The organism is Aliiroseovarius sp. Z3, assembly GCF_029105185.1.
Taxonomy (GTDB): Bacteria; Pseudomonadota; Alphaproteobacteria; order Rhodobacterales; family Rhodobacteraceae; genus Aliiroseovarius.
The window spans coordinates 1-26,232 of sequence record NZ_JAFMZK010000010.1 but is presented as its reverse complement, the minus strand read 5'-3'; the positions used below and the strand labels follow the sequence as shown (position 1 = coordinate 26,232).

The following is a 26,232-nucleotide window of genomic DNA, read 5'->3' as shown; positions in this document are numbered from 1 at the left end:
ACATGTCGACACATTCCATAGATGAACTGACCGGATTTGCCGTTGATCTCGGCGGTACAAAAATCGCGGCTGCGGCGATTGAAAATGGCACAGTCACGGACGTCCTTGTCCGTCGCACGGATGGAAATGCCGGGCCCTTGAAACTGGTTTCTGAGCTTGCGGACATTTCAAGACAGATCGGTTTTAAAGATGGAGACCCGATCGGTGTCGCAGTTGCCGGCAGACTGGATGCAAAGGGCCTATGGTCGGCCGTCAACAAGAGTATTCTCACTGATCTGGATGAACAGCCCTTAGCGGAAAAACTTGGTCAACATCTGGGTTCCGGAGTTGTCGCTCTTAATGACACGCAGGCCGCCGCTATCGGAGAATACCGATATGGGGCAGCGAAATGCACGGGTGCAGCCGCGTATCTGACGGTTTCAACGGGTATTTCTGCGGGTGTCGTTCTGAACGGTGTTCCACTTCAATCTCCAAATGGGTTGCTCGGCCATGTTGGCTTTATGACAAGCAGGCATGGAACCCGCCGCTGCGGCTCTGGGCGCACGGGCACATTTGAAAGCATCGCCTCAGGCCGTGCGATCGAGGCAAAGGCAACAGAACTTGGCTTTGGAAGCATAACGTCTGAGCGCATTTTCGAATGCGCCGCTTCGAGAGAAGAATGGGCCCAACAGCTGATCGAAGAATCCAGCGCGGCCATCGCCGAGCTTTGCGCCAATCTTGCGGCAAGCATGGGAATAGAACGTGTTGTTCTTGGCGGAGGTGTCGGACTTGCCCCGGGCTATCTTGAGCTCGTCAAGACCCACCTGCTTGATGAACCCGCATTGTTCCGCCCCGAAATTGTCCACTCAGGCCTCGGAAAACACAGCGCGCTTTTTGGTGCTCTGTCAGTGGCGATCGACAGGAAGGCAAATCCATGAAAGTTCTGATCTTTGAAACGGAAGAGGACGCAAAACGGGACGCGGCGGGCCGTCTTCTAAGGCAAATCCAGCTTTCGCCTACAAGCGTTCTGGGCCTTGCGACCGGCGGAACAATGGAAGCGGTCTATGCGCATCTTATCCAGATGACTTTGCACCAGTCCGTATCTTGGTCTGGCGTGACGACGTTCAATCTTGATGAGTATTGGGGGATCCCGTCCGACAGCCCAGCATCTTACCGCACCTACATGAATGCGCATCTTTTCGATCATGTTGACATTACGCGAAGCTCCACCCACGTGCCTGCATCCAACGGGCGCGATCCGCGCGATGCGGCGCAGGCTTATGAAGATGCCATTTCAGCGGTCGGGGGCATCGACCTGCAACTGCTCGGCATCGGTAAAAATGGACATATCGGCTTCAACGAACCGACATCCAGCCTGTCGTCAACCACCAGGATCAAAACCCTTACCGATGATACGCGTCGTGCCAATCGGCGGTATTTCGATCGTCTGGAAGATGTCCCGAAATACGCATTGACCGTCGGTATTGGCACCATCCTCAGTTCAAATGAATGTCTGATCGTGGGGACGGGCCCAGAGAAGGCCGCGGCGGTCAAGTCCATGATCGAAGGACCGGTTTCCGCGGTGTGCCCTGCCAGCGCTTTGCAAATGCACCGGAATGTGACGGTCGTGATCGACGAGCAGGCCGCGCAAGATCTCGAACTCATGGACTATTACCAGCACGTTCATCCTGCTGGCCAAGAGGTCGAGATTTCGGATGTCTGACGAGGCGCGTCGGCGCATCCACCCGGATGTGCTCTTTGACGGTGCATCCTCCATCACCCGGTTGCGGACGAAGCAATAGGAAACAAGAGCCGTCTTGCAGATTTGTCCAACGGCGCAATCATCAGCAAAGCGATGAAGAACCCGGCCAATGCGGTCGGGTTTGAACGCATGTGCGCAATGGATGATTGAACTCAGCACCTGCCAGAACAGCACGTCTTTCGATTGGTCCTGCAACTTCGACTTCAAACCAAATGAAGAAAGCCATGCAGCGAACGCATGACCGGCCTAACCAAATCGAACTTTTGATTAGGCCAAAAAGCTCCTATTTGAGTCGCAAGTCTAGAAGGAGAACAAAATGTCGAACTTCCTAAGCAAAAACTACCCAAGCTGCGCTTTCCTCATCTTGGCCCTGGTATCAATATTTGCGGTTCGGTTCAGCGTGTTTCTTTGATGTCGCTGTACCCTAATCAATCAGATTCCACGGATTTTGCGGCACGTCTGCACCCTTAGTTACAACATACTCACAGGCGACACGCTGCCTCAGGAAACCAGCCCACACGATCAAACCACCTGAACGAGCTCCTGGGTCGATTGATCAATCGTCCGAGCGTTTAGGATCTGTCATGAGGGCGGATGTTCAAGCGGCAAGCTCATGCGAACGCATGTTCCATTCTCAGCGGGTGTCAAGGCAACAGATCCCTGATGCCTGGTAAGAACCTGCTCAACAATTGCAAGCCCAAGCCCACTTCCTGTCCCGTTTCGCAACTGGGAAAACCGGCGAAACGCGGTGTCAGCCTGGTCAAGCGGAATTCCGATGCCATCGTTGCGTTGTTTTCGGTGGTGATGCTCGTGCGCCAGTTTGCGCAAGAGCTGCATCAGCCCGCGCGAGGCGGCAATGTCCAGATTGTTCAACGGCTCGTCCAGCAACACGAAACCTGTGTCCTGCGCATAGGTCATCGCGATCTGCGCCCGAAACAGGGTCGCGCAGATGACACCTGTCAGCAGAAGTTTCATCAGATCCCCCCCGGCTCTTGCCCAGAAGCGTGCCGAACAGGGCAAGGGCCGCAAGGATCAGAAGCGCGATGTTGACGGCAAACACCGCGAGGGGGGCAGGCTTAGAAAACCCTGTCCCCCAAAAAAGTAAACGGCGGTGGTCAGGATCAGCACATAAAGCGCGTCAAACCCCATGATCGACGCGGTCAGGGGCCGCCCCCGCGCGCGCGTGTTTATTCAGCTTCGTCGTAGGTCGACGCGTTCAGCTGCATATAACTGGCTTCGCCCAGCTTGTTGTAAAGCTCGATCTGGGTTTCAAGGAAGTCAATGTGGCCTTCTTCGTCCGCCATCAACTCTTCAAACAATTTCATCGAGACATAGTCACCCGCGTCATTGCAGATATCGCGGGCCTTTTTGTACAGCGCACGCGCGCTTTCTTCGCCGGCAAGGTCAGCTTCCAAAGTCTCTTGCACATTCTGGCCGATCCGCAAGGGATCAAGCTTTTGCAGGTTCGGATGGCCACCCAATGTGATGATCCGCGTGATCAGCTTGTCCGCGTGCTCCATCTCTTCGATGCTTTCTTCGCGGCTTTTCTTGGCCATCTTGCCAAGACCCCAGTCTTCCTGAAGCCGGTAGTGCAGCCAATACTGGCTAACTGCCGTCAACTCGTGTCGCAGCGCGTCATTGAGAACGTCAATAACCTTGGGATCGCCTTTCATTGGAGTGTCCTTCCTCGTCTGGCAATTTGAAAACTTGCTGGTTGCTGGGAATTTTCAGGCTAGGATTTTTTCTCATTGTTTCCAAGAACAAAGGCATGCAGCCCCCGCAATCGGCCTGCTTGCCGAGCGCATGATAGATCTTGCCCGGCGTGATCAACGTGTCCGGATCCGAGGCCCGCATCCAGTCGATGGCCGCGTGGATATCCTTGCAGGCAATATGCTGACAGCTACAAACGATCATTTGACGACTTTCAGTTTTGCACGATCAGGACAGGATGATCGTGACGGGCAGGCCATTGGGCAGCCAGATACGGTTTTGCCAGCACGTTCCCGAAGCATCTGCCCCAAGACGCGCAATGCGCCGACGGATTGGTGAACCGCGTTCCCGTGGCGCAAAAGCGGCATGTCGCCGACACCGTCGACATCTGCGGGCAGGCTGGCATCAAGCATTGCCAACAGCGACAATTCATCAGCGGAAACGCGATCTGTAACTTGCGACAGCACCTGAAATTCGAACGGTGCGTTCCGGCCGAATGTGCGTTCCAAATTCCCAAACGCTGCTGCAATGCAGCCCGCCTGCTTGGCTCCTTGTTGCACAGACAGAGCAATGCGAAGATTCGATTGGTGCGTCTGCCCCCAGAACCATAGCCGAACAAGCCGAAGCGCCTTGGCGCTAACCGCTCCAAGTTCCGAAAACCGGGTGTTCGGCGGAGAGAACTGGGATGATGCAAGTGAATTCATTTTGTCAGGTTCCGTATCGACGCTGTTTCCAAGCGCCACCAACTGCTCATATCCAGCCAATCGATTCGCCCCATCAGCAGGGAAATTTCCTTTTCTTCTGGTGCATTAGCCATCGCGACAGCGTTCGAAATGGGCAAGATGCGCCTCGGCTGTGAATAACTTACAGATAATGTCGGAATTATCAATTCCTACTTAATCAGTCAGGTAAATATGGGTACAAGAGCAGTCTTCTGCGTTCCCATGAGCGTTTTGAACTTCTTGCAACGCATGACGACCCTGCCCGTGCAGATACGGCTTTCACCGACAACCAAGGCGTTCGGAACCACGGTTTTCGTTCTCTCATCCGCGCGCCCACTTACTTGACTGAATAAGTCGGACCAACAAAAAAGGGGCCGACAGTATCGGCATCACCGAAGCCGAGCTTGTCGCCGCCTAAGTGGGCGCGGATGAAGGGCAGAAAATCGTCGCCCTGACCCCCGACCCGGACGCCATCATTCCCCAAATCGAAAAGCTGGCCGAGGTCATGGCGCTGACGCGCAACCCGTCCTGCATGATCGAGCGGGTCGGCACCTATCAGAATTATCATCCGGGCCGTCATGCGGCGATGGTGCTGGACCCGGAGATCGACCTGCGGATTTTCCCGAAATTCTGGTAACATGCCTTCGCGGTCGAGCGTCCGGGCAAGGATGGTGTCAAACACTTGATCCAGATTTTCAACGGGGTCGGTGACGCGGTGCACAAGATCCATCTTCGGGATGGATCGAACCACGATGCATGGGGCGAAGTGGTTCAGGCGCTGCGCGCGGATGAGCAGCGCAACACGCTGGACCTGCGGCAGAAAGGTGCCCCGGACGCCCCCAAAGCCGACCCCGACCGGCAGGACGAGCTGCGCGCGCTCTGGTCGAAGATGACCGACACGCACCAGTTCCAGAAGGTTCTGGTCAAGCTGAAGATGAACCGCCTTGGGGCCTATCGCATTGTCGGTGCACCTTATGTGCGCCGGCTGGCCGCCGGATCGGTCGAGCGCGCGTTCGAACGGATCGGGCAAGACCACGTTCCTGCGTGCCTTGACCGGGGATGTGGATCATGGCGGGTCGCTGCATCTGAATGGGCAGGACATCACCGGGTTTCCATCCTGGAAGCTGGCATCGCTGCGCGGGGTGCTGCCGCAGGCAACAACACTCGCCTTTCCATTCACGGTGATCGAGGTCGTGCGCCTTGGCCTGCTTGCGGGCCATTCATCACAGGATGACACCCTGCCCCGTCAGGCGCTGGCGAAAGTCGGGCTGACGGGATACGAAGGTCGGTTCTTCCAGGAGTTGTCAGGCGGCGAACAGCAACGCGCCCAACTCGATCTGACGGACAATATCTCGGTCAATCTGGGGGCCTATTACATTCTGGACAAGCAGTATCAGTCGATCGGCCAATTCGAAGCACCGGGCCGGAATGTCAGCCTGTTCCTGACCGCCACCTTCCAGGGCATTCGCCCTTTGGGCACCAAGGCCAAGGATTCGAAAGGGCGGCGCGCCAGGCGTCGCCCTTTCTTGCAATAAACCCCTGAATTTAGCCCCTGAACAAACTGAAAATCAGGGTTGTAATACCTGATTAAAACTGTCAGTTAAACGGCAACGCCCGCGTCACGGCAACAGGGCGCTGGCACAGACCCACGCCCTGTTGCTTTGCGAAGGCAACGATACAGCGCCGATGCTGCGCGCCGCCCAGCACTTGGCGCACCTGCTTGATGAGGTGGCCTACGTCGACAGGCAAGGTCTGGGAAAAGCCGTCTGAGTTCTGTGTGGCCGGGACGGGCAGCCTTGCTTACGTCAAAGCCGATGCCCGGCGGACCTGAATGGACCGGCGGATGAAGGCGACCACGAACACCGCCGTCAGGATCAGAATGATCGTCGGTGCCGGGGCGCTATCAAGGAAGAAGCTCAGATAGACACCCGCAATCATCGACGCCACGCAGACCAGCACGGCAACCGGCAACATCCGCTTAAGGCTGCGCACCAGCAGGAAAGCAATGGCCCCCGGCGCAATCAGCAGCCCGACCGCCAGGATCAGGCCGGTGGCCGACAGGGTCGAGACGATGGTCAGGGACAGGATCGCCAGCAATCCGTAGTGCAGCCACCCCACCGGCAGGCCCGAGACTTTCGCCTGCACCGGATCGAAGGCGTGCAGCATGAAGTCCTTCCACTTCACCACCAGCACAACAGTCACAGCGACCGAGATCAGCCCGGCAGACCACAGATCGTCCGCGCCGACCCCCAACATGTTGCCAAACAGGATATGATCGAGATGCACATTGGTCTTGAGCCCAACAAACATCACGATGCCCAGCCCGAACATGCCCGAAAAGACCACACCCATCACCGTGTCCTGTTTGATCCGGCTGTTTTCCGAAAGATAGCCGGTGGCCACCGCGGTCAGCATCCCTGCCCCGAACGCCCCCACGATCAGCGGGATGCCCATGATATAGGCCAGAACGATCCCCGGCAGCACCGCATGGCTGACCGCGTCACCCATAAGCGCCCAGCCTTTGAGCACAAGGAAGCATGACAAAAGCGCCGTGGGGACCGAAACGATAAGCGCGATCCAGAAGGCGTTCTGCATGAAGCCGAATTGAAACGGTATGAGAAGGGTGTCGAACATCAAGCGGCCTCTTCTTTCAGGGCCGCCGCCGCCTTGCGCCGGGCGGCAAGCAGCCCGTGTTTCGGAGCCAGCACGAAGGTGATCAGGAAGATCACCGTTTGCAGCACGACGATCACACCGCCCGTCGCACCATCCAGGAAATAACTGATATAGGCGCCGGCAAAGCTCGTCCCTGCCCCGATGGCGACCGAGGTCAGGATCAGCCTTGGGAACCGGTCGCAGAGCAGATAGGCTGTGGCCCCCGGCGTCACCACCATGGCGATGACAAGAAACGCCCCGACCGTTTGCATGGCGGCCACGACGCTGGCCGACAGCAGGATGAAAAAGACGGCTTTCAGCAGACCCGGCTTCAGGCCGATCGACCTCGCATGGCTTTCATCGAAGAACGTGACCATCAGGTCTTTCCATTTCGCGGTCAAGATCGCCAGCGACACGAAACCGATGATTGCCAGTTGCAAGGTGTCCTCGGGCGTGATGGCAAGGATATTGCCCATGGTAATGGTCTGGATCGACACCGAAATCGGGTTGACCGAAACCATGAACAGGCCAAGCCCGAAGAACGAGGTAAAGATGATCCCGATGATGACATCGACCTTCAGCCCCGACCGGTCCGACAGAAACAGCATCGCCCCGGCGGCCAGCGCGCCGGAAAAGAACGCCCCGATCGCAAAGGGCAGCCCAAGCATATAGGCCCCCGCCACCCCCGGCACCACGGAATGCGCCAGCGCATCGCCGATCAGCGACCAGCCCTTGAGCATCAGGTAAGAGGACAGAAAGGCGCAGACCCCGCCCACAAGTGCCGAAACCCACATCGCGTTGGTCATGTATCCGTAAGAGAAAGGTTCAAGCAGAACGCTCATTCCTGACGCTCCGTCTTGCGGGTCTTGTTGCCATACTGGACCAGGGGTCGTTCGTCGTCGGTGAAGATCGACACCTGACGTTCGTCATCATCATCGTGAAGATCGGCACCGCCAAGGGTGAAGTGCCGCAACACGCCGCCAAACGCGGCCTCCAGATTCTCGCGGGTGAATGTCGTCTCGGTCGGACCATGGGCCAACACGGTGCCTTTGACCAGCACCGTCCGGTCGCAGAACTCGGGCACCGATCCAAGGTTGTGGGTCGAAACCAGCATCACGCGGCCCTCGTCCCGCAGCGCGCGCAACAATGTTATGATCTGCTCTTCGGTCTTTACATCGACGCCGGTAAACGGTTCGTCCAGCAAGATCACTTGCCCGTCCTGCGCCAACGCTCGGGCCAGGAAAACCCGCTTTTTCTGCCCGCCCGACAATTCGCCAATCTGACGGTGCCGGAAATCAAGCATGTTGACGCGGTCCAGTGCCGCCTCGACCGCTTCGTGGTCGGCTTTCGACGGGCGACGCAGAAACCCCATATGCCCATAGCGCCCCATCATCACCACGTCTTGCACCAGAACGGGGAACGACCAGTCCACTTCCTCCGATTGCGGCACATATGAAACCAGATTGCGTTTCAACGCCTCTTTCACGTCAAGGCCAAGCAGTCGGATTTCACCCTTCGCCACCGGCACAAATCCCATGATCGCCTTGAACAGCGTTGATTTGCCCGACCCGTTGACCCCCACAAGCGCGGTCACCGTACCGCGAGGGATTTCGAAACTGGCATTGCGCAAGGCGGTGTGACCGTTCCGATAGGTGACGGTCACCTGGCTGGCGGCAATCCCGTCGTCGGCGACGTCGGTTGCAGTCATCTGGCTGTTATCTTTCATATTCGTTCTCGTTTGATTGCGAGGACCACAAGATACGTGGCCCTCGCACCAAAGATGCGTCCGGTGGGCGATCTTGAAAAGACCCAATGATCAATTCATGCCCTTTGTCAGACCGTCCGCAACGGTTTTCGAAGTGACGGTCAGCAAGTCCAAATAGCTGGGCACCGGGCCATCCGGTTCGGACAGGCTGTCCACATAAAGCACGCCGCCGTAATGCGATCCGGTCTCGCGCGCGACCTGCTCGGCAGGGGCGGTGCTCACGGTGCTTTCACAGAACACCACCGGGATGTCGTTGTCGCGCACCCCGTCAATCACTGCGCGCACCTGTTGCGGCGTGCCCATCTGATCCGCGTTCATCGGCCAGAGATACAGTTCCTTCATCCCGAAATCACGGGCAAGATAGCTGAACGCCCCTTCGCAGGTGACAAGCCAGCGTTGCGCTTCGGGGATGGTCGCAATCTGCTGGCGCAGTGGTTCAAGCGTCGCACGCAGCTCATCCTTATAGGCGGCTGCATTCGCCTCATAGGTTTGCGCGTTGTCGGGATCCTGCTCAGCAAAGGCCTTGGCGATATTGTCGATATAGATCAATGCGTTGTCCAGCCCCATCCAGGCATGGGGGTTTGGCAGACCCTCATAGGCGCCAGAGGCAATCGGGATCGGGTCGATACCTTCGGTCAGCGTGGCCGAGGGAATATCACCGAGATTGGCCAGGAACTGTTCAAACCACAACTCCAGATTCATACCGTTCCACAGGATCAGGTCCGCATCTTGCGCGCGCACGATATCGCGCGGCGTCGGCTCATAACCGTGAATTTCAGCGCCGGGCTTGGTGACCGAGACAACCTCCGCCGCATCGCCCGCCACTTGGCTCGCCATATCCGCCAGCACGGTGAAGGTGGTGACAACCTTCATCTTGTCTTGTGCCGCCGCGCCCCCGACGGTCAACGCGGTTGCGGCCACGGCCCCCAGCAGGCGTTTTATCATTGTGGTCATGGATCTACCTCTGAATTTCCGTGTTCAACGCCCGAGCACACATCTAGATGCGAGCGACTCGTATTATGAATATCGCATCCAGCCCTTTTTGCAACTGCAAATCATTCTCAATGTTAAGCCGGTCCGCTCCGATCACCTTTCCCGCCCCAGCAACCAGACAAAGAACACGCCGCCCAGCAACCCGGTGACGACGCCAATGGGGATTTCTTCCGGCATCATGACCGTGCGGGCAAGAATGTCGCACCAGATCAGGAACAAGGCGCCAAGCAACAGGCTTGCCGGCAACACGCGCAAGTTCGCACCACCCACGATCATCCGCACGATATGCGGCACCATCAGGCCGACAAAGCCGATAATGCCCGAAAACGCCACCATGACCCCGGTGATCAAAGCCCCTACCACGAACGCCGCAAGGCGAAAACGCGTCACGCTGATCCCAAGCGTCGATGCGGTCTCATCCCCGATGGTCATGGCGTCGAAATCGCGGGCGCGATGCAGAAACCAAAGCGAGCTTACCAGAAGCACCGCAAGCGGAAAGATCAGGTGTGGCCACTGGGCAAGGCCTAGACCGCCGAGCATCCAGAACACGACCGTATGGGTGGCCCTTGGATCGCCCAAAAAGATCATCACATTCGCCAACGCCATCACGATGAAAGAAACCGCAACACCGGCCAGAACCAATCGGTCGGATGACGTGGCATTGGCAATCCGGCTGACAGTCAACACCAGAGCCGTTGCAAGAAGCGCCCCGGCAAAGGCGAACAACGGCACCGTCACCAGGCCAAAGATCAACCCGGTGTGCAGCAGCGCGGTGATCGCCCCGAAGGCCCCGCCCGATGATATGCCCAAAAGGTGCGGATCGGCCAGCGGGTTGCGTGTCACCGACTGAAGCGTCGCCCCGACGACGGCCAGACCGGCCCCGACAAGGGCGGCAAGCAAGGTGCGGGGCAGCCGCAACTGCCACACGATGGCGTCATGCGCGGCGGGCCAATCCCCTTGCGCGATCAAGCCGGGGGCAAGATGATGCCCGATCACCGCCCAAACCGTGACAAATGGCACCCGGACCGCCCCCAGACTGACCGCCATGGACACCGTCAGGATCAGGGCGACCCCGCCAAGCAGCAGAAAGATACCAAAGGCGCCTTTCGCGCCTTTGGTTTTGACATTCGAAAACGCGCTCAACGGTCAGCAGCCGCAAATGCGCTGGCCAGTTTGCCGATCGCCGCGATATTGCGCGGCCCCGGTGTGGCCTCGACATATTCGAGGGTCACAAAGTTATCGTTTGCAACCGCGGGAATATCGGCAAAGGCGGGGTTCGACATCATGAACTCGCGTTTCTGTTCGGCGGTCACCTCGCCGTAATTCACGATGACGATCACCTCGGGGGCCGCCGCAATCACCTCTTCCCACCCCACTGTGGCCCAGCTTTTCTCAAACCCGTCCATGACGTTGACGCCGCCAGCCGCCTCGATCAAGGCGGTGGGCATGGCATAGCGTCCAGCGGTAAACGGCGTATCCTCGCCACTGTCATAAACAAAGGCACGGATCGGGTTCTCCTTGTCGATCCCGGCCGTCATTTCGACCACTTCGGATTTCCACCCGTCAATCAGAGCCGAGGCGCGGTCGTCGACACGGAAGATCGCACCCAGATTGGCGATGTCATTATACATGTCATCCAGCGACGCCTTGGGCTTGTCCATGATATGGGTGCAGCTTTCGGTCAGCTCATAGACCTGGATGCCGAACGGATCGAGCGTTTCAGGCGTCACTTCGCCGCCGACCTTCATGCCATAGTTCCAGCCAGCAAAGAAGAAATCCGCCCCGGCCCCGACCAGAACCTCGCGCGTGGGGTACTTGGCCGACAGTTCCGGCAACGCCTCGACACCTTCACGCATCGCTTCGTCCAGCGTTTTCCAGCCCGAAATGCCGGTATACCCGACCATCTGATCGCGCAGCCCCAGAACAAGCATCATCTCGGTCAGGTTCACATCGTTTGAAATGGCCGCCTTCGGCACATCTTCAAACACCACTTCGCGGTCGCAGCTTTTCACGGTGACCGGATCGGCCATGGCGACAGCGGGAAGCAAGACCAGAAGGCCGGTGGTCAGCAGAGCAGGTTTCATTAGGTCAATCCCTTTTTAGGTTGGCAGGTGAAATGTGAAATGCGGCGTGTTCGACGGCTGAAGCACCTCTTGCCGGGCGGCGACATTGAAGGCTTGCGAAACAATCTCGGGGGTCATGGCCTTGTCCGGCGGGCCAAAGGCCTGCATCCGCCCGCGCTCCAGAACCAGAACGTCATCGCACAGACCCGCCGCAAGGTTCAGATCGTGCAGGCTGGTCACAATGGTGACGCCGATGCGTCGGACCAGAGCGAGGACATCCAACTGGTGACGAATATCAAGATGGTTGGTCGGTTCATCCAGGATCAGAACACGGGGTTCCTGGGCCAGCGCCCGTGCAACCATCACCCGCTGTTTTTCGCCCCCGGACAGGGTGCCAAAGCGCCGCCCGGCCATGCCATGCAAATCAAGCTGGTCCAGCACCCGGTCGATCATCGCCGCCTCATGGGCGCCGCCACTGGCAAACCCGCGCCGGTGCGGTGTACGGCCCAGTTCGACGATCTCGCGAACCGTCAGGGCGAAATCCGTGGGCTGTTCCTGCAATACGGCGGCGACAATGCGGGCAGCATCACGCGCACCCATGCCCCAAAGATCGCGACCCCCAAGGCGCACCTGCCCCGCGAACGGCCGGTGAAAACGATACAGCAAACGCAGAAGCGTGGATTTCCCAGCCCCATTCGCGCCGATCACGCCCAGCGTGCGCCCCGGCGCAAGGTCAAAGGATACATCCTGCAGGATCACCTGCCCTTGTGGCGAACGCCATCCAAGGTTTTGCGCGGAAACGGCAAGGCTGTCGGTCATGCGCCCACCCCCGGCACACGTGCCAACGTGTTGTCGCAGAGCTTGGGCGGGCAGTCGCGACCCCGAAACCAGGCATCATGCGACCCTGCATATTGCTGCGCGAAGCTCACAAGGTCGGGCAGATCGCTGGACGTGATGTTGCCGAAAACCCAGGTCGCTTTGCCGGGCGCGGCATAGGACACAACGCAGGTGTTGCCACAACCGGCAAGGCAATCGACACCAACCACGCGAAACCCCCCGGACAGATGATCCGAAAGCTGCGCGATCACCCTTTCGCCGGGCCTGCGACGCGCCGTGGTATCAACACAGCGGGTGCAAACGGAGATTACATGCGGTTGATCTGTGATACGATCTTTTTGGTCCATCTGACCCTCCGCGCAAGGCGGGGATCAAGGGTATACCAGAAATGTAGATCAGGCGCGTGCCAGTGGTCCATCTCGGCCTCCTCCGGGACACCCCGCCCGGGTTTTGGTGAATACAAGATGGCAGGTCTCCTGACTCGCGGGTCACAGCTTTCCGTCCCTTCCCAGCCAGTTCAGCCAGTGGTCTGACGGATCGCTCGCCGCATACAGTTGCGGGGGCAGTCACGGATTTGGCGCCTGATGGCTACACCGCACCGTGTTCCCTTTTCATCCCGTCCACCTTTTTGGCTTCCGGGAACCATCGCCGGCATCAAGACGGAATGATGAGGATTTGTCAATTGCCGACAGGCCATGACCCGAAACACGCGCTTCGACCCCAAACTCCTGGCCACCGAGACCGAGCGCAATCCCCCGCGCCCGTCGATTGCGAAACGCACCAGCGGCGCGAGGTTCGCCAATGTCTGAACAGGCTGAGGCGGAACCTCTTCAATCGGCTCTGACTGCGTCACATCCGGTTCGGTTGGTGTCATGACACCGACCGCCAGATCGGCGAAGTTGTTATCCAGTCGCGCCTCGAACACGGCGGCCGCCCCGCCTTCGATCTGGGCCGGTGTGTCGGATGAAAATGCGTGAAGCGCTGCAACATGCAGGGCCACCGAAACGGTGACGGTGGCCGTCACCACGGATGAGGACGACCTGATCATTGGAGCGCCCGCTCGGTTACGATCACCACCGACTGCGCGCCGGATGCACGCAAGGCACGGGACAGGGCGACCAATGGCTGGCATCCGGATCGGGATAGTCGCGCAGCACGACCAGCAAATCGGTCAGCCCCTGCGCGGTCACATCGGGTTGCAATGCCACAAGCAAAGCCTGCCCCTGCTGCGGTTCAAGCATCAGATCGTCCAGCGCGCGCGGCTCTCCGTTGACGGTAATCCGCTCGGGATGAAGCTGCAGGAAGATCGGCGCAACGCCCGTGTCGGTGCCGCCAGTCGACGCGGCCGCAATCTCGACCTCGGAAAACTTCGAAAAGGTCGAACTGAGCATGAAAAACAGCAGCAAAAGGAAGATGACATCGACCAGCGACGTCATAGACATTGAAGGAACCGGAACCACGATTTCGCTGGAAGGCGGCTTCCCGTTTGAACTGGCGTCCGGGTGGACCATCGAACCACAGGGGCAGATCATCTGGCAGCGATTGTCCATGGATGAGCAATCGGACGCACATTCGACCGTGCGCTTTGAAACCCACGACGCCGTGACCGCCCGTCTGGGTGTCAGGATGCACGGCGATTTCGAAGCACAGGGGCGGCGCTATCTGCCATATCTCAAGGTCAATATCTGGCATGAACCGGACAGCGACGAACGCATCTTCTACGACGGCACGCCGATCACCACGAGGATCGGAGGCACCTCGGTCGAAATTGGCGGCGGCCTTGTCACCGAGCTGTCGGAGACCGTCAGCCTGTATGCAACCGCCGACTATAGGTTCGATGTGGATGGTGGGAACAGACGCGCGATCGACGACAGCATCGGGGTGAGCATGAAATGGTGAGCTGAGAAACTCAGCGACCACCAAAAACTGTGCCCGACGCCTTCGATCAATAGTAACGCTTATAGTCCGCCTCTATCCCAGCTGGCTCGTCGAGAATGTGGACACACAGATCTATAAGAAGCAGTGTTCGTTCTGGATCATCCCAACCTTTGACACCATGCTTCCCTCTGTGGAAGAGGGTGTTTCGAACCGTCTTGAGGTGCCGCATCAAGCAGCCATCTCGGCAGCTTCATTGTTTCATCCAAAGTGATTGTCTCGGGCACATCATTCCGTGTTGAACGATGGCGTCTGAGACGACCTCGAACTGTTCCACGGAAATGTGCAGGCTGGTGTGATCTTTCCACGAAAGGCTAACACCCAATCTCCTCCGGTTTCCTCCTCGGAGGTGTATAGATATGTACGGACTATCGGGACACTGCCTGTAACTTACCCCATTTCAGGTGGAGGACGTTTTCGTGACAAACGAAGAATGCAACTTTTCGCGGGGTTCGCGCGGGTCGATCGCCACAGGGTTCTACAGCTCTTGAGAAGTCTGGTTTTAGGCGAATATATTATACTCTAGGCTGTTAACATCGTTGCTGTTGCTATCGTAAGTGTAGATAAGAAGCTAAATTACTAAAAGTAGCGCTCCGAAATGGCAGACATAGTGATTAACGCGGGCGCAGGTGCGCTGATCAGCGAGAATTTTGGAGGTAATGGTGAAGATGACACCATTACTCTGAATATCCTCGAAGACTTCACGGGATCTATCAACATTGCAACTGGCCAAATCGATGGTGAGATCGAAACGCTTAATATCGTCCTGCCTGAAGGTTGGGTAACTGTTACAGCCACCGACGTCCCGCTGCCTGGTGAAACACCGCCTGTTCGTGTGGTGAATGCAACGATCATTGACGACCAAGGAGCACCGCGAGGTAACTTCTCAGTTATTTCAAATATTATTAACGTTGGTGTTGTTTGTTTTTCACGTGGTACGAAAATCAAAACTGACCGTGGTTATATAGCAATTGAAGAATTGGGGGTTGGAGATCGTGTCCAGACACTGGATTGTGGTTATCAACCAATTCGCTGGATCGGCTCAACTAGGCTTGATGCGATTGACTTAAAACTAACGCCAAAGCTGAGACCGATCCGTATTCGAGCAGGAGCGCTCGGAATAAACTCTCCTACCGAAGATTTGCTCGTCTCACCGCAACACCGTGTGTTGTCGAGGTCCGCAATAGCGCTACGTATATTAGGAGAGCGAGAGGTGTTACTTCCTGCCAACAAACTTTTACCTCTCAGCGGCATTGAAATCGATCAAGATGCGAAAGAGGTCGAGTATTTCCACATATTGTTTGATGCACATCAGTTGATTTATGCAAACGGTAGCGTGACGGAAAGCCTCTTCGTAGGCAAAGAAGCACTCAAGAGTTTATCAGCTAAAGCGCGACAAGAAATAGAGACATTGTTTCCCGCAATACTGGACCCTAACTTCATGCCAAAACCTGTGCGTTTGATACCTGAACGGGGTAGACTGATAAAGAAACTTGTGCAGCGCCATTATGCGAATGCGAGATCTTTAGTTTTGTAATGAAGGCTAAACTTGGCTGCATACTTGATTACTGAGATCGCCGGAATACGATGCCTGCCGATACGCGGGTCACGGTATGATCCGTCTGGCAAACATTATGGGCCTTCAATCATTCTGTCGAAAAGGGCGGCGCCTGCCATCCCTTTAGCCAACCAAACAACGTCATCGCAACAGGCGCAGCCTAGGTCAAGCGCCTCACCCGGCGCGCGCCCACTTGCAAAGGTCTCAAGCGTGTGGGTTGGCTTGCCGCTGGTCTTGCCGCTACGGTTTTCATAGCGCTCTTCCCAGAACGCTTCCGGCGTCTTTCCGTCAATGTCAGGTTTCATCTCGGCCCTTTCCAAAGAGGGTATGTCGCAAGGAAGCCAGGCAAAGCCCCGCGAAAGCGAAGATTGGATAGAGCAAAGCAATCCCGATTGCATCGCGATAAATTGTGGGATCGGAGACACCGCCGAGCCGCGAAAAGAACAGGTGTCCGACTATGGCGATCCCAAGGGCAATACCGACCTGCTGAAAGGCCTGTAGCGCGCCGGATCCCGCGCCTGCATCAGGGCCGGACACACTGGACAAGGTAATCTGAAACAGCCCGACAAAGGCCGTGCCCGCGCCGAAACCGATCAAAAGAAGTGGGGCCAGGATGTCGCGCCCACCGTCCATCCCACCGACAAGCAAACGCAGCCAGACCATGCCGGCAAGCAGCACCAGAATGCCGAGAGTGATCCGCAATCCCAGCCATCTGGACCCAAACCGGCCTGTTATCATCGAGGCGATCATCGCCGCTGTCGGATGTGGCGCAATGGCAAGACCCGCCTGCGCCGGGGTCAAACCCAACCCGGATTGCAGGAAGATCGCCAGCACCACCATGGTGCCCGCCATACCGCTGATCAGGATCATGACCGCCGCAACCCCTGTGACAAAGCCGGGCACAACAATCAGGCTGGTGGGCAATGTCTGGATGCGACCCAAGCGTCCAAGCGACCTCTGACGCTGCCAGAACACAAGTGCCAACAGCACGGCGAAAACGGGAAAGACCGCAAGATACAAGGGCCAGCCCAGACTGCGCCCTTCGATCATCGGATAGACCAGCGCCGCCATGGCAAGCGCAAAGAACAAGGCTCCGGTCCAGTCCGCCCTGCCGCCAGCCCTGTCGGCGGCAGCGGGCAAGAACGAGAATACGCCAGCAAGGGCCACCAGCCCGAACGGCAGGTTGATCAGAAAGATTGCCCGCCAACCGAGGCCGAACAGATCGCCCGAGATCACCGCCCCACCAATCACCGGCCCAGCGATGGCACCAAGGGCCGATATCATGCCGAAATAGCCGATTGCCTTGCCCCGGTCATCCTCGGCGAACAAGCCGTGGATGATCGCCAGCACTTGCGGCACCATGGCGGCGGCGGTCAGGCCCTGTAGCGCCCTGGCAACAATCAAGGTGGTAGTATCTGGCGAAGCCCCGGCAGCGAGCGAGGTTGCCATGAACCCGACAAGTCCGAGGACGAAGACGTTGCGGCGACCGTAAACGTCGCCAAACCGCCCGAACGGCAGCAGCCCGGCGGCGAACGTCAGCACATAAACCACCAACACCCATTGCAACGCATTGTCGCTTGTACCGAGGTCGTCGCGGATCGCGGGCAGGGCCAGATTGACGATGGTTGCGTCGAGTATGTTCATGAACGCGCCCAGCATCAGGCAGGCGGTGGCAAGCCATTGGCGGATGGAGCCAATGGTGCGGGGATGGGTTTCCGTAAGCATGGTGCCTCGTTTTTGATTCTTGTGACTTTATAAGTCACGTATAAATCAACGTCAATCCCTTGTGCTTTTGTTTGTCACGTAAGGAACAATTCGTTAGTGTCACCGAAAAAGGAACGCCATGCCCACCGACAACCGACTTCCGCGTGTTCTGCACGTCCTGCTGCATCTCGATGAGATCAAAGATCCGGTGACCTCGGACATGCTTGGCCAGATGCTGGGCATGAACCCCTCGCTCGTGCGCCGCACCATGGCTGGGCTGCGCGAAGCGGGGATGGTCAGTTCGACAAAGGGTCATGGAGGGGGCTGGCATCTGACAAAAAGCCTGGATGAGATCAGCCTTGCCGATGTCTATGCCGCGCTTGGGACGCCCAACCTCTTCGCGCTCGGACCCGCTGGCGACACGCCCGATTGTCTGCTCGAACGCGCCGCCAACGAAGCGGTTGCCGGGGCACTGGATGCAGCCCGGACAGAGTTTGAGAGCCGGATCGCCAATGTCACGGTCGCTCAGTTGTTTCAAGGACCGCGCAAAGAGGTCGCGAAACATCAGGCCAAGCGTGATCGGTCCTCACACGCCGTCTGATTTTGACATGACAGCGTCAAACTGCCCGCCAGCAGCGAACGAGGCGGGACCGGCCATCGCGAAGATCACCACATAGATCATCAGCATGATCGTTGATTCGCGACGGCTCAGCGTGAACCCTGTTCTGAGGAAAAGAATGCTGATGACCGTGGCCCCGATCATCGCAGGTATCCAGAACCCTGCAAAATCGGCGCCAATCGGTACGGGCATCACCCATGCGGCTGCCCCCAGCACAATCGTCCCGTTAAAGACATTGCTGCCCAAAACGCCGCCAAGGATCATCGCCGATTGTCTGCGCAACGCTGCCGTGATGCAGGCCGCCATTTCGGGCAGAGAGGTGCCGATGGCCACGACGCTCAGCCCGATCAGCCCTTCAGAAAGGCCCAACCGGTGTGCAATGCTGATCGCAGCGTCGATAAAAACATGCGCCCCGACCGCCAGTGCAAGAAGTGCCGCACCACTCACAATCACAGCCATACCCAAACTGGTCGGCAGGACATCAACCGAGGGGTCTTGATCGCCCGACCGACGCCAGCGTAGGCCCAGATAAATCAGCATTCCAAGGATCAGCACCGTCGCATCAAGCCGCGAGACGACCCCATCCATCGCCGCCACACCCAACCCCAAGGCCGAGGCCAGCATTGCCGTGCCGTCGGTGCGAAGGATGCCTGCGTCAGTGGCCAGCGGGGCGATCAGCCCGGCAAGCGCCATAACCAAAAGCAGGTTTGCGATATTGCTACCGACAACATTGCCAAGGGCGATGTCCGGGGCCGCAGCCAGCATCGCATTGACCGACACGAACAATTCGGGGGCTGACGTCCCGAACCCCATCACGACGAACGCGACAATCACATGTGGCACGCTGAGCCGCGCAGCCAGCCGTAACACGCCATCGACCAACCAGTCACCGCCGTAAAACAACAGCCCACATCCAAGCGTCAGCATTGCCAGATCCAGAAGCATCAGTCGGGCGCTCCGAACTCAAGCCCGTCCGGCAGATAGTTAAACAACTCCAAACGGGCGGGCCTTCCGTTTCCAAGACGCAAAGCGGTCAGGCTTGCTGGCGCGACGGGGATGATATGCGCGGGCTGTAGACCAATGAAGCGCTGCAGAAGCGCCCGAATGACACCACCGTGGCACACAATCAAAAGGTTACGGCAATCCCGCAACTGTTCTGCCTCGACCACGCCCGTAACCCGGGCGGCGAAATCGTCCCACGCTTCTCCGCCAGGCGGCGCGATTGTCCCTGCCCGCCAGCCCTGATAAGCGGCTTCATCTTCCGAAAGAAGCTCGTCGATGGACCGACCGCTCCAGTCGCCGACATCAATCTCGCGCAAGCCGCGCGTGAACCGGGGTGCCTCGGCACCGATCCGCGTGGCGGTTTCGCGCACGCGCTTCAGATCCGACGCGATGGTGCGACAAGGCGCTATGTCTTCAATCACCGGCCGCAGCGCATTTGCCTGCGCCTTTCCCAGTTCGGAAAGCCCGATATCTGCCTGCCCTTGCAAGCGTCGTTCCGCATTCCATTCCGATTGTCCGTGCCGGACCAGCAACAACCGCATCAGCCGATCCTTTCGCCATCGGGGTCAAACCAACCGTCCGGTTCGGCGGGCAGGCAAAACTGAACCGTGTCGCCAATCTGCGCGTTGGGCAAAGTGTCCATGATGGCCGTCAGGCGCAGCCCCTCGGAAAGACCCGTGATCATCACCCGCCCGGCAATCGCACTTGTCTCGACCAGCTCCATTGGCAAGGTGCGCTCGCCCTCATTGTCGCTCAATGTCATCTTCTCGGCGCGATACATCGCCAGACACTCATCCGCAGGAGGCGTTAGTGGCATGTGCCGTCCGCCAACCCTGTAACCAGAGCCATTCTTGACAACTGGAACCATGTTGTTGGCCGGCGTCCCGACGAACGTCGCCACAAAGGCCGTTTCGGGGTGATCGACCAGATCGGCGGGTGTGCCGAATTGCTGCACGCGGCCTTGGTTCATCACCGCGACATGGCTGGCCATGGTCATCGCCTCGATCTGATCGTGGGTCACATAAACGGTTGTTGCCCCGGTCGCGCGGTGCAGCCGCATCAGCTCGGTCCGCATTTCGACGCGCAGCTTGGCATCAAGGTTGGACAGTGGTTCGTCGAACAGAAGAACACCGGGTTTCGGCGCAATGGTGCGGGCGATGGCCACACGTTGTTGCTGGCCGCCTGAGATCTCGTTCGGGTATCGGTCGGCCAACGCGGCGATATCAAGCAGGGTCAGAACTTCCGCAACCCGTTCCGCCCGCTGCGCCCTGGGCATATTCATAACCTTCAGTGGCCATTCCACGTTGCCCCGCACCGACATATGCGGCCAAAGAGCATAGGACTGGAACACCAGACCGGAATTGCGTTTTGCGGGATCGACGGTCCAGCCACGATCCCCATCCGATACGGTCTGCCCGTCAAAGACGATCTGCCCCGCCGTCGGCAATTCCAGACCGGCCAGCATGCGCAAAAGCGTGGTCTTGCCACAGCCCGATGGCCCCAACAGAACAAGGAAGGCGCCATCGGGAACCGAGATCGAGACATCCTTGACGGCCTCGAAATCACCAAAGCGTTTCGTAAGATTGCGGATTTCCAGCATGAGTTACCTTTAGTTCTGCAGCCAGGGCTGGGATTTCGATTGCAGCCGGTTCGCAATCAGCGTGGCCGCGATGGAGATGAACATGATAATGACGGTGATCGCGTTGGCGAACTGCCCGAACCCTTCCGAGGCATAGCGATAGGCCACGACCGAAAGCACCGGCATGGTCGGGGTAAAGAGAAGCACAACCAGGGACAGATCGCGGATGATCTTGACGAAGATCAGGATGCCGCCCGCCGCCAGGCCACGAACCGCCAGCGGCACGGTGATTTGCACCAGACGGCGGAAGAAACCCGCACCGGTGATCCGGGCGCTTTCCTCAAGCTCTCCCCCGACCTGCTGAATCACCGCTCGCCCGGTCTGCACCGAGAACGGCAACAGATAGCCGGTCGCTGCGATCACCAACAAGGCGAAGGTGCCATAGAGTGCCGGAAAAGGCCCGATCGGTGCGCCAAGATAGGCGATATAGGCCGCGCCAAAGGCAATGCCCGGCACCAGCAGCGGCAGAAAGCTGATCTGGGTGATCGCCGCGGACATCCATCCTGCCCGGTAGCGCGCAGTTGTATAAGAAGCCAGAAGCCCCACGAACATACCGGTGAATGCGACCGCCATCCCAAGGCCAAGCGTGATGGTCAGCGCCCGCACAATATCGTCGTTATGGGCGATGCCGGGAATGCCTTGAGCGAAAGACGGATCGCTCTGCCCGACCCAGTAGTGCAGCGTCCAGCCGGAAAACAGATTGGCCGAGGACGGCGCAAGGCTTGACGCGGTCAACACGATCACCGGAACCACGGTCGAGCTGACAAGAACCGCCATCGCGATCGCGTAAAGCGGCCAGCGCGCGCCACGAAGATCGAACCGCTTGGCCCGGCCACCCTTGCCGGTGATCGTCGTATAGGATCGACGGCCCGAAACGACGCGATTGCCCGCCCAGAGAAATATGCCCGAGACAAGTACCAGCAGGATGCCGATGACATAGCCACGCCCGACCTGCCCCACCTCGATCATGCCGAAAAGGCGCGTGGACAGGGTCTGCATCCGGACCGGCAGCCCCAGCAATGCCGGGGTGGCGAAATTCGACACTGCGCCCGCAAAACAAAGCGACCCCGCCGCAACCAGCGCCGGCGTGGTCACCGGTAAAATGATCCCCAGAAGGATGCGCCGCCCCTTCGCCCCTGCGATCTGCGCCGCCTCGACCAGATCAGAATTCACTGTGGCAAGTGCGGCGGCAATGATGGTGAAGGCCAGGCTGAAATAGTGCAGCACCAGCACGATCAACGTGGGAACCATGCCCCAGGCCAGCCAATCGGGTATCTCCAGCCCAAGACCCTGAAGCCAACCAACCTGCCCACCAATGCGATCATTGCGAAACAGCGTCCCCCAGGCCAGCGCCGCCGCAAAGGACGGGATCATGAAGGGAAGCGCCGCCATGACACCAATGGTCTTGCGGAATGGAACATTCGTCATCACCACGAGCCAGGCCAGGAAACCGCCCAGCAGCACACAGCCCGTCGCGACGACCGCACCAATCAACAGCGTGTTGCCCAACGGCTTGTAGAACAGGTTGGTCGACAACCGGCCGACCAGAACATCCGACCAGGCCCTGATCGTGTCGGGGTGAAGCGTGAAAAGCACTGTCCGCATGAGGGGCAGAACGATCAGGGCAACCAGGATCGCCAGAACCACCGCTTTCAGCATCGTACCTTGCCGGAAGAATACACGCCGCCCCGGCCCGCTTATGGCAACATCCGCCATCGAGAGTCATCCTTGCATCGGTGAGTGAGAATAGCGCGGGGCCAGACAAATCGAAATGCCCGCCCCGACCGAGAGATATGTTCTATTGGAGCGTCAGGATGAGGTCGCCAACCTCTGCACGGATCGTCGCAGTCTGTGCCGGGGCAATGCGCCATGCGGTGAAATCGTCCAGCGCAACCGCATCGGGATGCGGCGGGATATCGCTGCGTGTCACATAGTCGCCCGCCACGTAGAAGGGTGCGAGACCCGGCCCGCCCGTCTCGGTTTCGTCCCCCATCAGGAAGTCGATCACCAGACGCGCCGCCGCAGGGTTGTTTGGTTCGGCGCTCAGCGCCAGCACAGCGGGGAAGATGATCCCCGGCGCGGGCGCGACGCCATTGGCGACCTGAAGCGCCCAACCTTCGTCCTCGTTGTCACGACGGTCGGAATAGCTGGTGAACCCGACCGGCGGGTTTTCCTGCCCCAGAACCCCGACGGCGGCATTCACATCGTCGGTGGACCCAACAAGGATCACATCATTGGCAAACAGGTCCATGATGAACTTCTCGCCCGCATTGGCGGCCCCGCCCAGATCAATTGTCGCGCCAAACTGCGCATTATAGGCCCCGGCCATTTCGTCCGAACGCAAAACGATCTCGGTCATCAGATCAAGATAGTCACCCCGCTGAAGCGGATCGACCATCACAACGCGGCCCCGCCATTCGTCCGTCGTCAGTTCCCACAGATTAGAGACCGGAGCGCCATCCGGGTTGGCCTCCTCGTTATACATGAGCACCTTGGTGGAAAGCCGTTGCGCCAATAGCGGGCTCTGGTACTCGGCCGGAACCCGGTCAGCAACGCGGGGCGGCACATAGGGCGCGATGATGCCGGTTTCCAGCAACTCGGTCAGCACAACCGGCGTATCCGAAATATAGACCACGTCCGCATTCGTGACACCGGCCTGGGCTTCGGCCTTCAACCGCGCAATCTGCTCGGTCGAGGAAATGTCGAAACCTTGCAGGTCGATGTCTGGATAGGCCGCTTCAAACGCGGCCTCTACCTTACCGATCCGGCTGGTGAAGGAATAGACAGTCACTGTTCCTTCTGCCTGCGCCAGCGGCAGCAAATCCTCTGGCGTCAATGCGTTCAAATCGTCCTGGGCAAAGACGGCCGAAGACATAAGAATACCGATCGCGCCAAGGCGCGTTGCTGTCAGAACTTTCATGTGATCCTCCCTTAGGGTCCTCAGTTATTCGAAGCGCTCGATCAGCTGTCCAAGGCGATCGAGCTTCTTCAATGATTCCTCTTTCGCCGTCAGTCCGGCGGCGATGACGATGGCGTTGCAAACAGTCATCGGCACGGTCAGGGTCTGGAAAGCGTCCGGATCGCCAGAGCGTGGTGCGGCAAGCAGGTGATCAGGCCGCGGCGACAGAAAGGCGCCGGAATTTCCCGAGATCATGATCGTTCTGGCACCCGCTTCCCGTGCCGTCTCAACAAGCGCGGCATAGCCCCGTGGCGGACGACGAAATGCAAAGCTCAGAACGATGTCACCCCCACCAAGCCCGAGCATCTGTTCGGCAAGGCCGCGCGGGGTGGTGTCAAGCTGCTGGACGTCCTTGCCGAAACGCCGAAAGCGCTTGACCATCATCAGCGCCAGAACCTCGGCATTGCCATAGCCGTAGATAAAGATGCGCCCTGCCCCCATAAGCAGTTCGGCAATCTCCGAGATCTGTTCAGCGCTGATGAATTCCTCGATACGCCCAAGCGCCTGCGCCTCATCCTGCGCCAGCTTGCCCAGAATCGTGTCCGGCGTGTTTTCCTCGATGGTTTTCTCGAACCGGGTTGCGGTTTCCCGCGTGGCAATGAATTCCTCGCGCAGCGCATCACGAAAAGCGGCATAGCTGTCATAGCCCAGCTTCTTGGCCAGACGTGACGCCGTCGCTTCATGCACACCGACGGATTTTGCAAGTTCGCCTGCGGTCCCAAGCGCCGCAGCCGTCGGGCGTTCTATGACAGTCTCGACAAGCCGCCGCTCGCTCGGAGTCAATGACGGTGCCTGATCAGAGATTTTTTCGATGAGAGACATGCAAACTCCGCGCTGTGATGCACGTTATCTTGCATGATTCGTAAAATTCTGCAAGCTACTTTGCAAAGCAGCGAGTAAGCGTGTATCGCAACTTGTCAGCCGCATCCTCTGTTGCTCAACCCCCTAGATCTGTCCGGTACGTGCTGACATCAGGTCCAAAAATTTAAGAATTTCTGTTGTTAGCTCAGCGCCGGGACGTCGAAGTTTTTGAGTGTTTTTGCGCTGTACCCTTCGCCAAAAAAGCGCGCAATCGCCTTGTGCAACAACATCGCGTGCCGATCGGACTTGTCCGAAACTCGGAGAAGCGGGCCAGCTATTGTTATTGCAAAGACACGCTGACCATCAATCACGGGGACCGCGCCGGCGCCCTGCCTCAAGTTGCGACAGCACCTCTTCGGTGCTGACCGGGGTTCCTTCTCCAAACCGTTTGAAACTGATCTTGCGAAGGACGATTTCAAGGTCGTGTTCAGAATACAATGACAACAACGCCCGTCCAGAAAACGGCGGAAAGCCCACTTGGCGCCGAGATGCAAACCGTCTCGCCCGTTTCTTCGGCCAGGTCAGCCATGACCTGAATCAGACACTCGGGAATCGGTTCGCCATCCGCGAAGGCCATGGCCATCAGAGACCAGCGCGGCGTCGGATAGTAACCAGAACGCGCCCGCGGTTCATAGAGGTAACCTCTCTCTGTCGGTGTAGAGAGAATGTTAAACGCGCCAACGCCGCCAAACCGTACTGTGATGGAAGTCGAGACGGCCTTGCGGGCAGCAATCGCGCCCGCCAATCTGGACGGAGCACTGCAGCTTGCGGGCCGCTTCCATCAAGTCAGGGCCGCGGACCAGGGATCGGGCGGATCGGATGGGGTAACAATAGAAGCGCTTACCGGCGAGGGGTCGCCAGCCAGCAACGAGGGTCATTTCGATGAGGCGATGTCCGTTCCGTCCTTGGTAAGGCATGTTCGCGCGAGCGAAGCGTCGGGTTCGGACGGTTTTGTCGTCGCTTGCTTTGACGATCCTGGTATTGGCGCCTGCAGAGAGGTCGCGTCTGGCCCGGTACTTGGCATCGTTGAGGCACTCGTCGGCGCCGGACTGAAAACCAGCAAGATCGGCGCCTATGCCGCTCCAAACATCAAATAGAATTCGATTTCGGAGAGAATAATGTCTGAAACAAAACATTATGAGGTCGACGAGACCGCAGGAAAGCATATGCCCCCAATCCTGGAAGAGAAGGCCATCGGAGAGGAATCGCTGGCGCCGTAGGAAACCCGGATCATGGACCCGTGGTCCTATCTGTTCGCCTGACTCGGCGGCTGCGTCTCGATCGGCACGTTCACCGTCGGATCTGGCCTGGTGGGCACGCTGAACGTGTTTCAAGTCGTTCTGGCGAAACACAAGATACAGATGGCTGACGCCGCGCCTGACCTAAAGGCCACAGTTTCAAGGGTTTCTGTGCGTAGGACAGGTGACCCATGATGGCAATTGCGATAGGGTTGTCAGGTCGTCCGAGATGCT

General features: G+C 58.4%; 28 protein-coding genes, 1 pseudogene and 1 riboswitch. Of the genes and pseudogenes, 8 read left to right on the top strand and 21 right to left on the bottom strand.

Annotated elements, in window-relative coordinates:
• Window positions 1-2 precede the first annotated feature (2 nt).
• Window positions 3-917 (top strand): ROK family protein, encoded by a 915-nt coding sequence (locus J3R80_RS15690; protein ID WP_275394744.1) that lies wholly within the window; start codon window positions 3-5, stop codon window positions 915-917.
• Window positions 914-1,702 carry a glucosamine-6-phosphate deaminase gene (gene nagB / locus J3R80_RS15685; protein ID WP_275394743.1) on the top strand — a complete coding sequence of 263 codons (789 nt, stop codon included), beginning with the start codon at window positions 914-916 and terminating at the stop codon, window positions 1,700-1,702. The genes J3R80_RS15690 and nagB overlap by 4 nt, the downstream gene beginning before the upstream one ends.
• Window positions 1,703-2,323: 621 nt before the next feature.
• Here nagB and J3R80_RS17295 read toward each other — a convergent pair.
• The 4 genes from J3R80_RS17295 to J3R80_RS15660 form a co-directional block, all read right to left on the bottom strand.
• On the bottom strand, window positions 2,324-2,716 hold the full coding sequence (locus J3R80_RS17295) for an ATP-binding protein (protein ID WP_343075831.1): 393 nt from the start codon (window positions 2,714-2,716) through the stop codon (window positions 2,324-2,326).
• Between the two features lie 212 nt (window positions 2,717-2,928).
• Window positions 2,929-3,414, bottom strand: a complete 486-nt coding sequence (gene bfr / locus J3R80_RS15670) for a bacterioferritin (RefSeq protein WP_275394742.1) — start codon at window positions 3,412-3,414, stop codon at window positions 2,929-2,931.
• Window positions 3,389-3,655: a (2Fe-2S)-binding protein gene (locus J3R80_RS15665; protein ID WP_275394741.1), complete on the bottom strand. Its 267-nt coding sequence runs from the start codon at window positions 3,653-3,655 to the stop codon at window positions 3,389-3,391. Before J3R80_RS15665 ends, bfr begins: the two co-directional genes overlap by 26 nt.
• On the bottom strand, window positions 3,652-3,960 hold the full coding sequence (locus tag J3R80_RS15660) for a hypothetical protein (protein WP_275394740.1): 309 nt from the start codon (window positions 3,958-3,960) through the stop codon (window positions 3,652-3,654). The genes J3R80_RS15665 and J3R80_RS15660 overlap by 4 nt, the downstream gene beginning before the upstream one ends.
• Before the next feature lie 631 nt (window positions 3,961-4,591).
• Here J3R80_RS15660 and J3R80_RS15655 point away from each other — a divergent pair.
• Together J3R80_RS15655 and J3R80_RS15650 are read left to right on the top strand one after the other, a co-directional pair.
• Window positions 4,592-4,942 (top strand): annotated as a pseudogene (locus J3R80_RS15655) (ChuX/HutX family heme-like substrate-binding protein); the annotation flags it as partial.
• A gap of 205 nt (window positions 4,943-5,147) precedes the next feature.
• Entirely contained in the window at window positions 5,148-5,708 is a 561-nt protein-coding gene (locus J3R80_RS15650) for an ATP-binding cassette domain-containing protein (RefSeq protein WP_275394739.1), read from the top strand.
• Between the two features lie 265 nt (window positions 5,709-5,973).
• Here J3R80_RS15650 and J3R80_RS15645 read toward each other — a convergent pair whose 3' ends face one another.
• From J3R80_RS15645 to J3R80_RS15605, 9 genes are all read right to left on the bottom strand, one after another.
• Entirely contained in the window at window positions 5,974-6,807 is an 834-nt protein-coding gene (locus J3R80_RS15645) for a metal ABC transporter permease (protein WP_275394738.1), read from the bottom strand.
• Window positions 6,807-7,667: a metal ABC transporter permease gene (locus tag J3R80_RS15640; protein ID WP_275394737.1), complete on the bottom strand. Its 861-nt coding sequence runs from the start codon at window positions 7,665-7,667 to the stop codon at window positions 6,807-6,809. The genes J3R80_RS15645 and J3R80_RS15640 overlap by 1 nt, the downstream gene beginning before the upstream one ends.
• Window positions 7,664-8,533, bottom strand: a complete 870-nt coding sequence (locus J3R80_RS15635) for a manganese/iron ABC transporter ATP-binding protein (protein ID WP_275394872.1) — start codon at window positions 8,531-8,533, stop codon at window positions 7,664-7,666. Before J3R80_RS15635 ends, J3R80_RS15640 begins: the two co-directional genes overlap by 4 nt.
• A gap of 108 nt (window positions 8,534-8,641) precedes the next feature.
• Window positions 8,642-9,544 (bottom strand): metal ABC transporter substrate-binding protein, encoded by a 903-nt coding sequence (locus tag J3R80_RS15630; RefSeq protein WP_275394736.1) that lies wholly within the window; start codon window positions 9,542-9,544, stop codon window positions 8,642-8,644.
• 132 nt (window positions 9,545-9,676) lie between these two features.
• On the bottom strand, window positions 9,677-10,726 hold the full coding sequence (locus J3R80_RS15625) for an iron ABC transporter permease (protein ID WP_275394735.1): 1,050 nt from the start codon (window positions 10,724-10,726) through the stop codon (window positions 9,677-9,679).
• Entirely contained in the window at window positions 10,723-11,667 is a 945-nt protein-coding gene (locus J3R80_RS15620) for an ABC transporter substrate-binding protein (protein WP_275394734.1), read from the bottom strand. The genes J3R80_RS15625 and J3R80_RS15620 overlap by 4 nt, the downstream gene beginning before the upstream one ends.
• A 15-nt stretch (window positions 11,668-11,682) precedes the next feature.
• Entirely contained in the window at window positions 11,683-12,465 is a 783-nt protein-coding gene (locus tag J3R80_RS15615) for an ABC transporter ATP-binding protein (RefSeq protein WP_275394733.1), read from the bottom strand.
• Window positions 12,462-12,830: a DUF1636 domain-containing protein gene (locus J3R80_RS15610; RefSeq protein ID WP_275394732.1), complete on the bottom strand. Its 369-nt coding sequence runs from the start codon at window positions 12,828-12,830 to the stop codon at window positions 12,462-12,464. Before J3R80_RS15610 ends, J3R80_RS15615 begins: the two co-directional genes overlap by 4 nt.
• 101 nt (window positions 12,831-12,931) lie before the next feature.
• Window positions 12,932-13,145: riboswitch (cobalamin riboswitch) on the bottom strand.
• 408 nt (window positions 13,146-13,553) lie between these two features.
• On the bottom strand, window positions 13,554-13,919 hold the full coding sequence (locus tag J3R80_RS15605) for a biopolymer transporter ExbD (protein ID WP_275394871.1): 366 nt from the start codon (window positions 13,917-13,919) through the stop codon (window positions 13,554-13,556).
• On the opposite strand from J3R80_RS15605, the gene J3R80_RS15600 reads away from it, so the two are divergent.
• Together J3R80_RS15600 and J3R80_RS15595 are read left to right on the top strand one after the other, a co-directional pair.
• The gene (locus J3R80_RS15600) at window positions 13,897-14,382 is read left to right on the top strand and encodes an autotransporter outer membrane beta-barrel domain-containing protein (RefSeq protein WP_275394731.1); all 486 of its coding nucleotides are present in this window, start codon (window positions 13,897-13,899) and stop codon (window positions 14,380-14,382) included. The genes J3R80_RS15605 and J3R80_RS15600 overlap by 23 nt on opposite strands.
• 634 nt (window positions 14,383-15,016) lie before the next feature.
• Window positions 15,017-15,955: a Hint domain-containing protein gene (locus J3R80_RS15595; RefSeq protein ID WP_275394730.1), complete on the top strand. Its 939-nt coding sequence runs from the start codon at window positions 15,017-15,019 to the stop codon at window positions 15,953-15,955.
• Between the two features lie 95 nt (window positions 15,956-16,050).
• Here J3R80_RS15595 and J3R80_RS15590 read toward each other — a convergent pair whose 3' ends face one another.
• Window positions 16,051-16,281 carry a hypothetical protein gene (locus J3R80_RS15590; RefSeq protein ID WP_275394729.1) on the bottom strand — a complete coding sequence of 77 codons (231 nt, stop codon included), beginning with the start codon at window positions 16,279-16,281 and terminating at the stop codon, window positions 16,051-16,053.
• Window positions 16,271-17,701: an MFS transporter gene (locus J3R80_RS15585; RefSeq protein WP_275394728.1), complete on the bottom strand. Its 1,431-nt coding sequence runs from the start codon at window positions 17,699-17,701 to the stop codon at window positions 16,271-16,273. Before J3R80_RS15585 ends, J3R80_RS15590 begins: the two co-directional genes overlap by 11 nt.
• Before the next feature lie 118 nt (window positions 17,702-17,819).
• Here J3R80_RS15585 and J3R80_RS15580 point away from each other — a divergent pair, with 118 nt between their 5' ends.
• Window positions 17,820-18,281, top strand: coding sequence for an Rrf2 family transcriptional regulator (locus J3R80_RS15580; protein WP_275394727.1), 462 nt, complete (start codon window positions 17,820-17,822; stop codon window positions 18,279-18,281).
• Here J3R80_RS15580 and J3R80_RS15575 read toward each other — a convergent pair.
• The 6 genes from J3R80_RS15575 to J3R80_RS15550 all read right to left on the bottom strand — a co-directional run bounded on the left by J3R80_RS15575 (window position 18,267) and on the right by J3R80_RS15550 (window position 24,721).
• Window positions 18,267-19,244 carry a calcium/sodium antiporter gene (locus tag J3R80_RS15575; protein WP_275394726.1) on the bottom strand — a complete coding sequence of 326 codons (978 nt, stop codon included), beginning with the start codon at window positions 19,242-19,244 and terminating at the stop codon, window positions 18,267-18,269. The genes J3R80_RS15580 and J3R80_RS15575 overlap by 15 nt on opposite strands.
• Window positions 19,244-19,843, bottom strand: coding sequence for a histidine phosphatase family protein (locus J3R80_RS15570; protein ID WP_275394725.1), 600 nt, complete (start codon window positions 19,841-19,843; stop codon window positions 19,244-19,246). The genes J3R80_RS15575 and J3R80_RS15570 overlap by 1 nt, the downstream gene beginning before the upstream one ends.
• Window positions 19,843-20,901, bottom strand: coding sequence for an ABC transporter ATP-binding protein (locus tag J3R80_RS15565; RefSeq protein WP_275394724.1), 1,059 nt, complete (start codon window positions 20,899-20,901; stop codon window positions 19,843-19,845). Before J3R80_RS15565 ends, J3R80_RS15570 begins: the two co-directional genes overlap by 1 nt.
• Before the next feature lie 9 nt (window positions 20,902-20,910).
• Entirely contained in the window at window positions 20,911-22,656 is a 1,746-nt protein-coding gene (locus J3R80_RS15560; RefSeq protein ID WP_275394723.1) for an iron ABC transporter permease, read from the bottom strand.
• Window positions 22,657-22,738: 82 nt separating this feature from the next.
• Window positions 22,739-23,860, bottom strand: a complete 1,122-nt coding sequence (locus tag J3R80_RS15555; RefSeq protein WP_275394722.1) for a hypothetical protein — start codon at window positions 23,858-23,860, stop codon at window positions 22,739-22,741.
• A 24-nt stretch (window positions 23,861-23,884) separates the two neighbouring features.
• Window positions 23,885-24,721 carry a MurR/RpiR family transcriptional regulator gene (locus J3R80_RS15550; RefSeq protein ID WP_275394721.1) on the bottom strand — a complete coding sequence of 279 codons (837 nt, stop codon included), beginning with the start codon at window positions 24,719-24,721 and terminating at the stop codon, window positions 23,885-23,887.
• Window positions 24,722-25,461: 740 nt separating this feature from the next.
• On the opposite strand from J3R80_RS15550, the gene J3R80_RS15545 reads away from it, so the two are divergent.
• A complete protein-coding gene (locus J3R80_RS15545; protein ID WP_275394720.1) occupies window positions 25,462-25,857 on the top strand; it encodes an aspartate/glutamate racemase family protein in 396 nt (131 codons plus the stop codon).
• The last annotated feature ends 375 nt before the right edge of the window (window positions 25,858-26,232 follow it).

Coding starts and splice junctions, on each gene's coding strand:
- J3R80_RS15615 (WP_275394733.1), bottom strand. CDS start 12,465: ATGACCGACAGCCTTGCCGTTTCCGCGCAAAACCTTGGATGGCGTTCG.
- J3R80_RS15645 (WP_275394738.1), bottom strand. CDS start 6,807: ATGTTCGACACCCTTCTCATACCGTTTCAATTCGGCTTCATGCAGAAC.
- J3R80_RS15640 (WP_275394737.1), bottom strand. CDS start 7,667: ATGAGCGTTCTGCTTGAACCTTTCTCTTACGGATACATGACCAACGCG.
- J3R80_RS15595 (WP_275394730.1), top strand. CDS start 15,017: ATGGCAGACATAGTGATTAACGCGGGCGCAGGTGCGCTGATCAGCGAG.
- J3R80_RS17295 (WP_343075831.1), bottom strand. CDS start 2,716: ATGAAACTTCTGCTGACAGGTGTCATCTGCGCGACCCTGTTTCGGGCG.
- J3R80_RS15630 (WP_275394736.1), bottom strand. CDS start 9,544: ATGACCACAATGATAAAACGCCTGCTGGGGGCCGTGGCCGCAACCGCG.
- J3R80_RS15545 (WP_275394720.1), top strand. CDS start 25,462: ATGGAAGTCGAGACGGCCTTGCGGGCAGCAATCGCGCCCGCCAATCTG.
- J3R80_RS15565 (WP_275394724.1), bottom strand. CDS start 20,901: ATGCTGGAAATCCGCAATCTTACGAAACGCTTTGGTGATTTCGAGGCC.
- J3R80_RS15620 (WP_275394734.1), bottom strand. CDS start 11,667: ATGAAACCTGCTCTGCTGACCACCGGCCTTCTGGTCTTGCTTCCCGCT.
- J3R80_RS15560 (WP_275394723.1), bottom strand. CDS start 22,656: ATGGCGGATGTTGCCATAAGCGGGCCGGGGCGGCGTGTATTCTTCCGG.
- J3R80_RS15650 (WP_275394739.1), top strand. CDS start 5,148: ATGTGCGCCGGCTGGCCGCCGGATCGGTCGAGCGCGCGTTCGAACGGA.
- J3R80_RS15610 (WP_275394732.1), bottom strand. CDS start 12,830: ATGGACCAAAAAGATCGTATCACAGATCAACCGCATGTAATCTCCGTT.
- J3R80_RS15575 (WP_275394726.1), bottom strand. CDS start 19,244: ATGCTTCTGGATCTGGCAATGCTGACGCTTGGATGTGGGCTGTTGTTT.
- J3R80_RS15550 (WP_275394721.1), bottom strand. CDS start 24,721: ATGTCTCTCATCGAAAAAATCTCTGATCAGGCACCGTCATTGACTCCG.
- J3R80_RS15605 (WP_275394871.1), bottom strand. CDS start 13,919: ATGACGTCGCTGGTCGATGTCATCTTCCTTTTGCTGCTGTTTTTCATG.
- nagB (WP_275394743.1), top strand. CDS start 914: ATGAAAGTTCTGATCTTTGAAACGGAAGAGGACGCAAAACGGGACGCG.
- J3R80_RS15690 (WP_275394744.1), top strand. CDS start 3: ATGTCGACACATTCCATAGATGAACTGACCGGATTTGCCGTTGATCTC.
- J3R80_RS15635 (WP_275394872.1), bottom strand. CDS start 8,533: ATGACTGCAACCGACGTCGCCGACGACGGGATTGCCGCCAGCCAGGTG.
- J3R80_RS15665 (WP_275394741.1), bottom strand. CDS start 3,655: ATGATCGTTTGTAGCTGTCAGCATATTGCCTGCAAGGATATCCACGCG.
- J3R80_RS15600 (WP_275394731.1), top strand. CDS start 13,897: ATGACATCGACCAGCGACGTCATAGACATTGAAGGAACCGGAACCACG.
- J3R80_RS15590 (WP_275394729.1), bottom strand. CDS start 16,281: ATGAAACCTGACATTGACGGAAAGACGCCGGAAGCGTTCTGGGAAGAG.
- J3R80_RS15580 (WP_275394727.1), top strand. CDS start 17,820: ATGCCCACCGACAACCGACTTCCGCGTGTTCTGCACGTCCTGCTGCAT.
- bfr (WP_275394742.1), bottom strand. CDS start 3,414: ATGAAAGGCGATCCCAAGGTTATTGACGTTCTCAATGACGCGCTGCGA.
- J3R80_RS15555 (WP_275394722.1), bottom strand. CDS start 23,860: ATGAAAGTTCTGACAGCAACGCGCCTTGGCGCGATCGGTATTCTTATG.
- J3R80_RS15570 (WP_275394725.1), bottom strand. CDS start 19,843: ATGCGGTTGTTGCTGGTCCGGCACGGACAATCGGAATGGAATGCGGAA.
- J3R80_RS15585 (WP_275394728.1), bottom strand. CDS start 17,701: ATGCTTACGGAAACCCATCCCCGCACCATTGGCTCCATCCGCCAATGG.